The sequence below is a fragment of the Longimicrobium sp. genome (assembly GCA_036389795.1).
Taxonomy (GTDB): domain Bacteria; phylum Gemmatimonadota; class Gemmatimonadetes; order Longimicrobiales; family Longimicrobiaceae; genus Longimicrobium.
In genome coordinates, this window is sequence record DASVWD010000146.1 from 1 (window position 1) to 13,963 (window position 13,963).

The window sequence follows — 13,963 nt, forward strand, 5'->3', positions numbered from 1 at the left end:
GGCGGCGCTCGCGGAGCGGCTCGGCGTGGTGGCCGACGCGGTGCTGCTGGCGTGCTGGCAGGTGCTGCTCGCGCGCCTGGCCGGCCAGCCGGAGCTCACCCTGGGCGCCGCCTGCGACGGCCGGCTCTACGAGGGGCTGGACCGGGCGATCGGCCCGTTCGCGCGGACCCTCCCGCTCGCCTGCCGCGTCGACGGCGCGCGGTCCTTCTCGGCCCTCTGCGCCGACGCGGCCGCCGCGGCGGCCGACCTCCACGAGTGGCAGGACTACTTCTACCAGGAGCCGGCCGGCGCGCCGCCGCGCCCCGGCTTCTACGCCGTGGGCTTCGAGTGGCGGACGCGGCCCTCTCCCGAGCCCGCGGGGGACGTGGTCTTCACGCTGGACGACGTCCACGCCTGCGCCGACCGCTTCTCGCTCCGCCTCTGCTGCGTGGGGGGAGCGGGGGAGACGCGGCTCGACTTCGAGTACGACGCCGGCGCGGTCGATCGGGACGAGGTGGAGCGGATCGCCGCGCGCTTCGCCGTCCTGCTGGAACGCGCCCTCGCCGCGCCCGACGCGCCGGTGGGGGAGCTCGACCTCCTCCCGGACGACGAGCGCGCGCGCGTCCTCGCCGTGCTCACGGGTCCGCCCGCCGACTTCGACGCGGAGCTCACGCTGCACGGGGCGTTCGAGCGCCAGGCGGAGCGCACGCCGGAGCGCGCCGCCGTCGTCCTGGGCGGGCGCGCGCTGAGCTTCGCCGAGCTGAACGGACGCGCCAACCGGCTGGCCCACGCCCTCCGGGCGGAGGGCGTGGGCCCGGAGGACCGCGTCGGCGTCCTGCTGGAGCGCTCGCCCGAGCTGCTGGTGGCGATCCTGGGCGTGCTGAAGGCCGGCGGCGCGTACCTCCCCATGGACCCGGCGTACCCGGCCGAGCGGCTGGCGCACATGGCGGCCGCCTCGGGGCTCCGCGCGCTGGTCACGCAGGCGTCGCTGGCGGACCGCCTCCCCGGCGCGCCCGCGACCCTCCGCCTGGACGCGGACGCGGAGCGGCTCGGCGCGCTGCCGGCGGAGAATCCCCGGGTGCCCGTCTCCCCCGAGGGCCTCGCGTACGTGATCCACACCTCGGGCTCCACCGGGCGGCCCAAGGGGGTGATGGTGCAGCACCGCTCGGCCGTGCACCTGGCCGAGGCGCTGGGGCGCTCGGTCTACGCGGGCCGGGACGCGCCGCTGCGGGTGGCGATGAACGCCCCGGCGGCGTTCGACGCGTCGGTCAAGCAGTGGATCCAGCTGCTCCGCGGCCACACGCTGTGCATCGTCCCGGAGGAGGACCGGCTGGACGCGCGCCGGCTGGCGGCGCGCATCGGCGAGTGGGGGATCGACGTGCTGGACTGCACCCCCACGCAGCTGCGCGCCCTCCTGGCCGCGGGGCTCGGCTCGGAGGGCGTCCCGGCGCCGCGGGTGATCCTGGTGGGCGGCGAGGCGGTCGACCCCGCGCTCTGGTCGCGGCTGGGCGAGCTGCCCCACACCGCCGTGTTCGACGTCTACGGGCCCACGGAGGCGACGGTGGACGCGACGGCCGGACGGGTGGAGGCGGGGAGCGGGCCGGCGCTCGGCCGGCCGCTGCCGAACGTCGCCCTCCGGCTGCTGGACGGCGCGCTCCGGCCGGTGCCGGTCGGCGCGGCGGGGGAGATCTGCATCGCCGGGCCCGGGGTGGCGCGCGGGTACCTGGGAGAGCCGGCGCGGACGGCGGAGCGCTTCGTCCCCGACCCCTTCGGCGGGCCGGGGGGGCGGATGTACCGCACCGGCGACCGCGCGCGGCTGTGGGCGGACGGCCGGCTGGAGTACCTGGGCCGCGCGGACGACCAGGTGAAGGTGCGCGGGGTCCGGCTGGAGCTGGGGGAGGTGGAGGCCGTGCTCATGGAGCACCCCGGCGTGGCGGCGGCGGCCGCCGCCGTGCGCGACCTGGGACGGGGCGACGCGGAGCTGGTCGCCTACTACGTCCCGCGCCCGGGCGCGGAAGGCGGGCTCCCCACGGAGCTGCGCGCCGCGCTGCGGGCCCGCCTCCCCGAGTTCCTGGTCCCCTCGCTGGTGGTCTCCCTCCCCGAGCTGCCGCGCACCACGAGCGGCAAGGTGGACCGCCGCGCCCTCCCCGACCCGCGCCCGCTGGCGGCCGTGCCGTCGGCCGCGCACGTGGCGCCGCGCGGCGAGCTGGAGCAGGCGCTCGCCGAGATCTGGCGCGAGGTGCTGGGGGTGGAGCGGGTGGGGATCCACGACCGCTTCTTCGACCTGGGGGGCAACTCGCTCCTCATCGTGCAGGTCTACGACCGGGTCACGGCGCGGCTGGGCGAGCGCATCTCCCTGGTCGAGCTCTTCCAGTATCCCACCATCGCCGCCCTGGCCGAGCGCCTGGGAGAGGGCGGCGCCCCGGCCGGCGGCGCCGAGGCGCCCTCCGCCGCCGTCGACGAGGCGGAGGCGCGCGCCGCGCGCCAGCGCGAGGCGATGGCGGCCCGCCGCCCGCCGGCCCTCGCCGGCGAAGCCTGAGCCGCACCGGAGCGAAAGAGAGCATGGACGCGATCGCCATCGTGGGGATGGCCGGGCGCTTTCCCGGCGCGGACGGCGTGGACGCCTTCTGGGCGAACCTCCGCGCGGGGGTGGAGTCGATCCGCCGCTTCCGCGACGACGAGCTGGAGCGCGCGGTGGACCCGGCGGAGCGCGCCGACCCGGCGTACGTCCCGGCCCGCGGCGTGGTGGAGGGGGTGGAGCTCTTCGACGCCCCCTTCTTCGGCTTCACCCCGCGCGAGGCGGAGCTCACCGATCCCCAGCACCGCCTGCTCCTGGAGGTGGCGTGGGAGGCGCTGGAGCACGCGGGGCTGCGGCCGCGCGGCTACGCCGGGTCCGTGGGCGTCTTCGCCGGGGCGGGGGGGAACAGCTACCTGGTCAACCACCTGGTCCCCGCCGGGCGGCTGGCGGGGACGGCCGGCGCCTTCCAGGCCTCGATCCACAACAAGAACGACCACCTCAGCACCCGCATCGCCTACAAGCTGGACCTGCGCGGCCCCGCCGTGACGGTGCAGACGGCGTGCTCCACCTCGCTGGTCGCCGTGGCGACGGCGTGCCAGGCGCTGGCCGACTGGCAGTGCGACGCGGCGCTGGCCGGCGGCTCCAACGTGGTGGTGCCGCAGCGCGCCGGGTACCTGTACCACGAGCACGGGATCGGCTCGCCCGACGGGCACTGCCGCGCCTTCGACGCCCGGGCGCGCGGGACGGTGGCGGGGAACGGGGCGGGGATGGTGGTCCTCAAGCGGCTCTCCGACGCCCTGGCCGACGGAGACACGGTGCACGCGGTGATCCGCGGGTGGGCGGTGAACAACGACGGGGCGGCGAAGGTGGGGTACACCGCGCCCGGGGTGGACGGCCAGGCCGCGGTGGTGGCCGCCGCGCAGGCGCTGGCCGGCGTCGCGCCCGAGACCATCACGTACGTGGAGGCGCACGGGACGGGGACGGCGCTGGGCGACCCGATCGAGGTGCGGGCGCTCACCCGCGCCTTCCGCCGCGCCACCCGGAAGACGGGCTTCTGCGCGCTGGGGTCGGTGAAGACCAACATCGGCCACCTGGACGCCGCCGCCGGGGTCGCCGGGCTGATCAAGACCGTCCTGGCGCTGGCGCACCGCGAGATCCCGCCGTCGCTGCACTTCACCTCTCCCAACCCGGAGATCGACTTCGCCGCCGGGCCCTTCCGCGTGGCCGCGGAGCTCGTGCCCTGGGAGGCCGACGGCGCGCCGCGGCGGGCCGGCGTCAGCTCGTTCGGGCTGGGCGGGACCAACGCGCACGTGGTGTTGGAAGAGGCGCCCGCGCCCCCGCCCGCCGCCCCGGCGCGCCCGCGCCAGCTCCTGGTCCTCTCCGCGCAGTCGGAGGGGGCGCTGGAGGAGGCGACCGGGCGGCTGGCGGCGTACCTCCGCGCCAACCCCGACGTCCCGCTGGCGGACGTCGCCTACACGCTGCAGGCCGGGCGCGAGCCCTTCGAGAACCGCCGCGTCCTGGTCTGCGCCGGCCGCGACGACGCCCTGGCCGCGCTGGAGACGCTCGCGCCGGAGCGGGTGCTGACCCGCGCGCAGAAGGCGGTCCGCCGCCCCGTCTTCTTCCTCTTCCCCGGCCAGGGGGCGCAGCACGCGGGAATGGCGCGCGAGCTCTACGAGGTGGAGCCGGTCTTCCGCGCCGCGCTGGACCGCGGGCTGGAGCTGGCCGCCCCGCACGTCGCGGCCGACCTGCGCGCCCTCCTCTTCCCGTCTCCCGACCGCGTGGAGGAGGCGGACGAGGCGCTGCGGCGGACCGAGAACGCGCAACCGGCGCTCTTCCTGGTGGAGCACGCGCTCGCGCTGCTCTGGCGCTCGTGGGGGATCGAGCCGGCGGGGATGCTGGGGCACAGCATCGGCGAGTACACGGCAGCCTGCCTGGCCGGGGTGATGGAGCTCGGCGACGCGGTGCGGCTGGTGGCGGCGCGCGGCCGGCTGATGGGGTCCGTCCCGCCGGGCGCCATGCTCTCCGTCCCCCTCCCCGAGGCCGAGGTGGCGGCGCTGCTGGGCGGCGAGCTGTCGCTGGCGGCGGTGAACGGCCCGGAGCTGTGCGTGGTCTCCGGCCCGCACGCGGCGGTGGAGCGGCTGAAGGAAGCGCTCGATGCCCGCGGCGTGGCCGCGCGAGGCTTGCGCACCTCGCACGCCTTCCACTCGTGGATGATGGACCCCGTGCTGGACGCCTTCCGCGCCGAGGCCGCCCGCACCCCGCTCCACCCTCCGCGCATCCGCTACCTCTCCAACCTCACCGGCCGGTGGATCACCGACGGCGAGGCCACCGATCCCGGCTACTGGGTGGAGCACCTGCGCCGCACCGTCCGCTTCGGCGACGGGGTGGAGGCGCTCCTCGCCGATCCCGACGCGGTCCTCTTGGAGGTCGGCCCCGGGCGCGCGCTGCGGAGCATGGCGCGCTGGCACCCGCGCAAGCTCCCCGGCCAGGTGATGGCCGCCTCGCTCCCCGCCCCCCGCGACGCCGCGGGCGACCACGAGTCGATGCTGCACGCCGTGGGACAGCTCTGGCTGGCGGGCGTCGAGCCGGACTGGGCGAAGCTGCACGGCGGGCCGCGCCGGAAGATCCCCCTGCCGGCGTATCCCTTCCAGCGCAGGCGCCACTGGGTGGACGCGCCCGTCGACGGCGCGCGCCCGGCCCCGGCCCGCCGCGCCTCCGGGGAGCGGGCGGAGCTGGCCGACTGGTTCCATCTCCCCACCTGGAAGGAGTCGGTGGGGCCCGCGGCGGCGCCGGACGCGGCCGCGCTGTGCGAGGCGGGCCCCTGGCTGGTGCTGGCGCCGGAGGACGGGGTGGGCGACCGGCTGGCGTGGCGGCTCCAGACCGCCGGCGCGGACGTCGTCCGGGTGCGCCCGGGCGACGCCTTCGCCCGGCTGGGCGACGACGTTTGGGCGGTGGACCCCCGGTCGGCCGAGGACTACGGGCGGCTCCTGGAGGAGCTGGCGGCGTCCGGCCGGCGGCCCCGGCGCGTGGCGCACCTCTGGGGCGTCGAGGAGACGGGGATCGACGCGGAGGACGGCGGGCTGGGCGCCCTCCTGGCGCTGGTCCGCGCGCTCGGCGCGGGGGGCGGCGGGGAGCTCGACCTCTGCCTGGTGACCGCGGGGGCGCAGGAGGTGGCGGGCGGCGGGGTGGAGCGGCCGGAGCGGGCGATGCTGGCCGGCGCGGCGCCGGTGGTGGCGCGCGAGCACCCGTCGATCCGCTGCCGCTCGGTGGACGTCGCCCTGCCGGGCGCCGACTTCGAGGCGGCGCGGCTGGTGGAGCGCCTGGCGTGGGAGATGACGGCCGGCGGCGGTGAGCCGCTGGTGGCGTACCGCGGCGGCCGCCGCTGGGTGCGCGCCTTCGAGCCGGTGGCGCTCCCGGCGCCGGCGCCCGGGCTCGCCGCGCCGCTCCGCCAGGGCGGCGTCTACCTGGTCACCGGCGGGCTGGGGGGGATCGGGCTGGAGCTGGCGGCGCACCTGGCGCGGACGGCGCGGGCGCGGCTGGTGCTGGTCGGGCGCTCCCTCTTCCCCGACGCGGCGGACTGGGACGCCTGGGTGCGCGGCCACGACGCGGCCGACCCCGTGCGGCGCACCATCGAGCGGCTGCGGGAGATCGAGGCCGCCGGCGGCGAGGTCCTGGTCCACCGCGCCGACGCGGCCGACCCGGGGGCCATGCGCGGCGCCGTCGCGGCGGCCGAGGCGCGCTTCGGGGCGGTGCACGGGGTGGTCCACGCGGCCGGCGTCCCCGGCGGCGGGCTGATCCGCACGCGCGCGGCGAAGGACGTGGCCGCGGTGCTGGCGCCCAAGGTGGGCGGCGCGCGGGTGATCGGGGAGCTCTTCCCCGAGCCCGGGCTGGACTTCGTGGCGCTCTGCTCGTCGCGGATGGCGGTGGCGGGGCGCGCGGGGCAGGCGGACTACGCGGCGGCCAACGCCTTCCTGGGCGCCTTCGCCCGCGCGTACCGGGCGCGGACGGGGACGCTTACGGTGGCCATCGACTGGCCGGCGTGGGAGCGGGTGGGGATGGCGGCGCGCGCGCGCGGCGGAGCGCCGGCGGCGCCCGTGCGCGTGGTGGGCCACCCGCTGGTGGACGCGTGCGTGGCGGAGGGCGCGACGCGCTCGGAGTTCGCCACCGCGATGTCGCCCGCGAGCCGCTGGGTGGTGGACGAGCACCGCATCGCCGGGCACGCGGTGGTCCCCGGCGTGGCGTACATCGAGATGGTGCGCGCGGCGCTGGGCGGCGGGCGCGGCCGGCCGGTCCGCTTCCGCGACGTCTTCTTCCTCACCCCGCTGCGCGTGCGCGACGGCGAGGTGCGCGAGGAGCGGCTGGAGCTGGAGCGCGAGGGCGACGGCTTCCGCTTCGCCGCGTGGAGCGGCGAGGGCGCCGCGCGGCGCGACCACGCGCTGGGCCGCGTCTTCCCGGGCGAGCCCGCCGCGCCGCCTCGTCTCGACCTGGGCGCCATCCGCGCCCGCTGCGGCGAGGAGCGCGCCGACGCCCGCGAGGACGACCGCGAGGACGACCTGGGCCCGCGCTGGCGGAGCATCCGCGGGCTGCGCCTGGGCGAGCGCGAGCTCCTCCTGGAGCTGGAGCTTCCCGCGGCGTTCGAGGCGGACCTGGAGGAGATGGACTTCCATCCCGCGCTCCTCGACCGGACGCAGGGGATCGCCAAGAACTTCCTGGCGGGGGCGGGCTACTGGCTCCCCTTCGGCTACCGGCGGCTGGACGTGCACGCGCCGATGACGCGCCACGTCTTCGCCTGGGCGCGCCTGCGCGACGGGGACGGCGGCGGCGAGACCATCACCTTCGACTTCACGCTGGCGAGCCCTGCCGGCGAGGTGCTGGTGGAGGTCGACGGCTTCGTGCAGAAGCGGATGAAGGACCCCGGCGCCGAGCTGCGCGCCCTGGCCGAGGAGGACGCCCGGGCCGCCGCGCCCGCGCCGGCTCCCGCGGGCTTCGGCATCCAGCCGGAGGAGGGGGTGGAGGCGTTCGCGCGCATCCTGGCCGCGGGGCTGGAGGGGGAGGTGGTCGTCTCGCCGGAGGACTTCGAGGCGTGGCGCGCCGGCTCCGCGGACGCGGCCGCCGCCGGCCCGGCCTCCGCCGCGAGCGACGCGGAGCCGGCTCCCGCGCGGGCGGCCGCTCCCGCGGCGGCGGGCGACGTCGAGCAGCGGCTGATCGAGGTCTGGCGGGAGGTGCTGGGGGTCGAGCGCGTGGGCGTGCACGACAACTACTTCGAGCTGGGGGGCGACTCGGTGCAGGCGATCCAGATCATCCACCAGGCGAAGCGGTGGGGGATCGAGCTCACCCCCGAGCAGTTCTTCCGGCACGAGACCGTCGCCGGGCTCGCCGCCGCCGTCCGCGCCGCCGCCGCCCCGCCGGCCGACGGCGCCGCCGCGGAGGAGCCCGCCGCCGCGCCCGAGCCCGCCGCGCCCGCCGTCGTCGCGCCCGCGGCGATCAGCGCGGCGGACCTGGACCGGCTCTCCGCGCTCATCCGCCGCGCCGACGAGCGCCGCGACGCCGATCCGCCGGTCCCCCATCCCGTCTGATCATCGCATCCGACCGCGATCAGCCAGACCGATCCTCCCCGACCCCGGATCGAAGCCGTCCGGGCGAATCGCCGAGTCCGCACCGACCTTCCCCACGACCCGAATCGTCACGCCCCCGCCGTCCCGGATGGAAAACGTAGAAAGCGTCTACCCGCTCGCGCCGATGCAGCAGGCCATCCTGCTGCACCGGCTCGAGTCTCCCGACCGCGACCAGTACGTCGAGCAGATCACCTTCGACCTGCACGGCGACCTGGACGCGGGGGCGCTGGAGCGCGCCTGGCGGCACGTGATCGCCCGGCACCCGGCGGCGCGGACGGCGTTCTTCTGGGAGGGGCTGGAGCAGCCGCTGCAGGTGGTCCGCCGCCAGGTGGAGACGTCCGTCGATCTGCGCGACTGGCGCGGCCTCCCCGCAGACGAGCGCGAGGCGCGCTTCCGCCGGCTGGTGGACGACGAGCGGCGGCGCGGCTTCGACGTGGCGCTCGCGCCGCTGATGCGGCTGGCGGGGGCGCGGGTGGCGGACGGGGCGTACCGCTTCGCGTGGAGCTGCCACCACCTGGCGCTGGACGGCTGGTCGGCCTCGCTCTTCCTGGGCGAGCTCTTCGCCGCCTATGAGGCCTTCGCCCGCGGCGGCGAGCCGGGGCTCCCCCCCGCGCCGCGCTTCGAGGCGTACGTGGCCTGGCTCCGCGGCCAGGACTTCGCCGAGGCCGAGGCGTACTGGCGCGCGGCGCTGGCCGGCGCCGAGCCGCGGCGGCTGGCGCTGGACGGCCCCGTCCCCCCGCCGGCGCAGCCCGACGGGCGGTACGGGATGATCTCGACCGTCCTCCCGGCCGAGGCGGCGGACCGGCTGCGCGAGGCCGCGCGGCGGCACCGGCTCGCGCTCAACACCGTCTTCCAGGGCGCCTGGGCGCTCGCGCTGGCCGACTACGGCGCCGGGCGCGACGTGGTCTTCGGCGCCACCGCCTCCGGGCGCCCCGCCGCCGTCCCCGGCGCCGAGGCCATGCTGGGCGTCTTCATGACCGTCGTCCCCGTGCGCGCGGCCGTCGACCGGGGCGCGCGCGCGGCGGAGTGGCTGCGGGCCCTGCAGGAGGCGCAGGGGCGCGCGCGGCCGCACGAGCACTGCTCCCCCGTCCAGCTGCAGCGGTGGAGCGGCCTCGCCCCCGGCGAGCCGCTGCTGGACACCATGCTCACCTTCCAGAACCTCCCCGGCGTGGGCACGCGCGCGCTGCGGGTGGGCCCGGTGGAGGTCCGCGCCTTCGCGAAGGTGCGCGAGGAGGAGGGCTTCGGCTACGGGCTGGTGCTGGAGGCGGTGCCGGGGGAGGAGGTCGAGCTGTACCTGACCTACGCCGAGGAGCGCTTCGGGCGCGAGTCGGCGGAGCACCTGGCCGAGCACTTCCGCGACCTGCTGGAGGAGATCGCCGCCGACGCCGGCCGCCCGCTCTCGGCGCTGCCGCGGATGACGGCGGCCGAGCGGCGGCGGGTGCTGGTGGAGTGGAACGAGCCCGGCCGCGCCGCCCCCGAGGCGCCTCGCACCCTGCACGGGCTGATCGAGGCGCGGGCCGCGCGCGACCCCGGCGCCCTCGCCGTGGCCTGCGACGGGCGGACGCTCGCCTACGCCGAGCTGGACGCGCGGGCGGACCGGCTGGCGCGCGCGCTCCGGGCGCGCGGCGCGGGGCCCGAGGTGCTGGTCGGCGTCTGCCTGGACCGCTCGGTGGAGTGCATCGTGGCGCTCCTGGGCGTGCTGAAGTCCGGCGGCGCCTACCTCCCGCTCGATCCGGGCTATCCCCGCGAGCGGCTCCGCTACCTCCTGGAAGACTCCGGCGCCCGCGTGGTGGTGACCGACTCCGCCGTGCGCGCCCGCGTCGTCGACCCGCTGGGGATCGCCCCCCAGGCCGTGCTGGAGATCGACGGGCTCGACGTCGAGAGCGACGGCGAAGGCGGCGGCGACGGCTCCGCGGCGGGCGGGGCGGGCCCGGGGCACCTGGCGTACGTGATCTACACCTCCGGCTCCACCGGGCGGCCGAAGGGGGTGATGGTGGAGCACGGACCCGCCGCCTCGCACTCCCTCCTCTTCGCCGAGCTGTACGGCATCGGCCCGGGCGACCGCTTCCTGCAGTTCGCCGCGATGGGCTTCGACGCGTCGCTGGAGCAGATCCTCCCGCCGCTCGCGGCCGGCGCCGCCGTGGCCATGCGCGGCGGCGAGCCGTGGCACGCGGGCGAGTTCTTCGCGCGCGCGGCGGAGCTCGGCGTGACCGTGGCGGACCTGACGGCGGCGTACTGGCGGCGCGTGGTGCAGGAGTGCGACGGCCGCCCCGCCCGCCCCGGCCCCCTGCGGCTGGTCACGGTGGGCGGCGAGGCCTTCCCGGCCGAGGCGGCGCCGGCGTGGGAGGAGGGAGCGTCGGTGCGCGTGGTGAACGCCTACGGCCCCACCGAGGCCGTGATCACCGCCACCGCGCACGACGTGGACCCCGGGGCGGACGCCGCCGGGCGCCTGGTGCCGATCGGCGGGCCGATCCCGCGGCGCTCCGTCTACGTCCTGGACGACGAGGGCGAGCCGGTGCCGCCGGGCGTGGTGGGCGAGCTGTACGTGGGCGGCCGGCTCCTGGCGCGCGGCTACCGCGGCCGGCCGGCGCTCTCCGCCAGCCGCTTCGTCCCCGACCCCTTCTCGGCCGAGCCGGGCGGCCGGATGTACCGCACCGGCGACCGCGCGCGCTGGAGCCCTCGCGGCGAGCTGGAGTTCCTGGGCCGCGTGGACGAGCAGGTGAAGATCCGCGGCCACCGCATCGAGCCGGGCGAGGTGGAGGGCGCGCTCCTGGAGCACGAGGGGGTGGCCGAGGCCGCCGTGGTGGCGCACCCGGACGCGCGCGGCGAGAACCGCCTGGTCGCCTACGTGGTGGCGGCCGACGGGGCGCCGGTCCCGCCGCGCGAGCTGCGCGCCTTCCTGCGCGAGCGGCTCCCGGAGACGATGGTGCCGGCCGTCTTCGTCCCCCTGGACGCCCTCCCGCTCACCCCCAACGGCAAGGTGGACCGCAAGGCGCTCCCCGCGCCCGCCGGAGAGGCGCAGCCGGCCGGGACGTACGTGGCGCCGCGCCGCGCCGCCGAGGGGGTGCTGGCGGGGATCTGGTGCGAGGTGCTGGGGGTGGAGCGCGTGGGCGCGGAGGACAACTTCTTCGAGCTGGGCGGCCACTCGCTGGTGGCCACGCGCGTGATCTCCCGCGTCCGCGAGGCGTTCGGGGTGGAGCTCCCGCTGCGCACCCTCTTCGAGTCGCAGACGGTGCGGTCGCTGGCGGCGCGCATCCAGGCGCTGGCGCGCGCCGGCGGCGGCGCCGAGCCGCCGGCCGTGGTCCCCGTCCCGCGCGAGGGCGAGCTCCCCCTCTCCTTCGCCCAGGAGCGGCTCTGGCTGGTCGACCAGCTGGACCCCGGGAGCTCCGCCTACAACGTGGCCGCGGGGCTGCGCATGCGCGGCGCGCTGGACGCCGCCGCCCTCGCCCGCGCGCTGGGCGAGGTGGTGCGCCGCCACGAGGTGCTGCGCACCACCTACCGCACCGGCGAGGACGGCCGCCCCTTCCAGGTGATCGGCCCGCCGCACGCCGTTCCCCTCCCGGTCGTCGACCTCTCGGAGATCGACGCGGAGGCGCGCGAGCCGCTGGCGCGGCGGCTGGCGCGCGAGGAGGCGCAGCGGCCCTTCTCGCTGTCGGCCGGCCCGCTGATGCGCTGCACGCTCGTGCGGCTGGGCGACGAGGAGGCGGTGGCGCTCTTCACCCTCCACCACATCGCCAGCGACGAGTGGTCGGCGGGGATCGTGGTGCACGAGGTGTCGGCGCTGTACGGCGCGTACCTCAGCGGCGAGCCGAGCCCGCTGGGCGATCCGCCGGCCGTGCAGTACGCCGACTACGCCGCCTGGCAGCGCGCCTGGCCGCGGGAGATGGTGGAGGCGCAGCTGGGGTGGTGGCGCGAGCGGCTGGCGGGGACGCCGCCCGCGCTGGCGCTCCCCTTCGACCGGCCGCGCCCGGCGCGCGTCCCCCACTGGGGGAAGCTGCGGACGCTCGACCTCCCCCCGGAGCTGGTGCGCGCGGTGAAGGCGCTCTGCCGCGCCGAGGGCGCCACGCTCTTCATGGCGACGACCGCGGCCTTCGCCGCGCTCCTGCGCCACCTGGCGGGGGAGGACGACCTGTGGATCGGCGCCAACGCCGCCAACCGCGCCCACGTCGAGACCGAGCGGCTGATCGGCTGCTTCGTCAACCAGGTGGTGCTGCGGGTGGACGCCTCGGGCGACCCCCCGCTCCGTGCGCTCCTGCGCCGCGTCCGCGAGGCCACGCTGGGCGCCTACGCGCACGAGGAGGTCCCCTTCGAGCAGGCGGCCGAGGCGGCGCACCCCGGGCGCTCCACGGCGCGCGACCCCCTCTTCCGCGTCAAGGTGGACTTCGTGGAGGAGCGCTCGCTGCGCGACCTGGACCTTCCCGGGGTGGCGCTCTCCCCGTTGGAGTCCGACGACACCCCCGTCCGCTACGACCTCCTCTTCGCCGCCGCCGACACCGGCGACGGGCTCGTCCTCTCGCTGAGCTACGCCCCCGTCCTCTTCGACGCCGCCACCGTCTCGCGCCTCCTGGACCACGTGGCCGCCGTCCTGGAGACGATGGCCGCGGAGCCCGACGCGCCGCTCAGCGCCGTCTCGGCGCGGCTGGCGGCCGACGAGGCGCGGGCGCGGGAAGCCAGCCAGGCGCGGCTGCGGACGGCGAGCCTGGAGCGGCTGGCGCTCAGGCGGGGCCGCACCCCTTCCCACCAACAGGCAGGCACGCCATGAGCGACAGCACCTCCCTCCCCGGGCGCGGCCCGGGCGGCCCCGGCAGCCTCCGCCGCAAGCCCGTGAGCGTGACGCAGGAAGCGCTGGTCCGCGCCGGGCGCCTGGACGGCTCCGGCGGCCCGCCGCTGCTGGTGACCCCCGCCGCCGAGCGGCTCCGGCTGGCCGAGTGGGCCGCCTCGGGGCGCGGCTGGATCGAGGAGCAGCTCCTGGCCCACGGCGCCCTTCTCTTCCGCGGCTTCACCGTGGGCGAGCTGGACGAGGTGGAGGCGTTCATGCGCGCGCTGACGGCCGACCTGCTGGCCTACACCTACCGCTCCACGCCCCGCACCCAGGTCAAGGGCTCGGTCTACACCTCCACCGAGTACCCGGCCGACCAGGTGATCCCCATACACAACGAGATGTCGTACACGCGCAGCTGGCCGATGAAGATCGCCTTCTACTGCGTGCAGGCGGCTCCGCGCGGGGGCGAGACGCCGATCGCCGACAGCCGGCGGGTGCTGGCGCGCCTGGACCCGGCGCTCGTCGAGCGCTTCGAGCGGCTGGGGGTCATGTACGTGCGCAACTACACGCGTCGGCTGGACCTCCCCTGGCAGGAGGTCTTCCAGACCGACTCGCGCTCGGAGGTGGAGGCGTTCTGCGCGCGCACCGGGATGAGCCACGAGTGGATCGCCGACGACCACCTGCGCACCTGGCAGGTGTGCCAGGCCACGGCGGTCCACCCCCGCACGGGCGAGGCGGTGTGGTTCAACCAGGCGCACCTCTTCCACGTCTCCAGCCTCCCGCCGGCGCTGCGCGACGCGCTCCTGGCCGAGTTCCCCGAGGAGGAGCTGCCGCGCAACACCTACTACGGCGACGGCTCCCCGATCGAGCCCGGGACGCTGGCGGCGATCCGCGCCGCGTGGGAGGCGGAGAGCGTGCGCTTCCCCTGGGAGGAGGGCGACGTCCTCCTGCTCGACAACATGATGTTCGCGCACGGCCGCGAGGCGTTCGAGGGCCCGCGCAAGGTGGTGGTGGTGATGGCCGAGGCCGGGGGCGAGCCCGCGGCGGCGGAGACAGCGGCGGCGGACGCGGCGGCGGGGGCGGTCTGAG

The 13,963-nt window shown here is 77.5% G+C and carries 4 protein-coding genes; all 4 read left to right on the forward strand.

Annotated features, from left to right (window positions below; all coding sequences use genetic code 11):
- Positions 1-2,518: amino acid adenylation domain-containing protein (locus VF746_20230; protein HEX8694765.1), on the forward strand; the 2,518-nt coding region annotated here is incomplete at its 5' end.
- A 23-nt stretch (positions 2,519-2,541) separates the two neighbouring features.
- Positions 2,542-8,073, forward strand: coding sequence for a beta-ketoacyl synthase N-terminal-like domain-containing protein (locus tag VF746_20235; GenBank protein HEX8694766.1), 5,532 nt, complete (start codon positions 2,542-2,544; stop codon positions 8,071-8,073).
- Positions 8,074-8,200: 127 nt separating this feature from the next.
- The gene (locus tag VF746_20240) at positions 8,201-12,874 is read left to right on the forward strand and encodes an amino acid adenylation domain-containing protein (protein HEX8694767.1); all 4,674 of its coding nucleotides are present in this window, start codon (positions 8,201-8,203) and stop codon (positions 12,872-12,874) included.
- Positions 12,871-13,962: a TauD/TfdA family dioxygenase gene (locus tag VF746_20245; GenBank protein HEX8694768.1), complete on the forward strand. Its 1,092-nt coding sequence runs from the start codon at positions 12,871-12,873 to the stop codon at positions 13,960-13,962. Before VF746_20240 ends, VF746_20245 begins: the two co-directional genes overlap by 4 nt.
- Position 13,963: the final 1 nt, after the last annotated feature.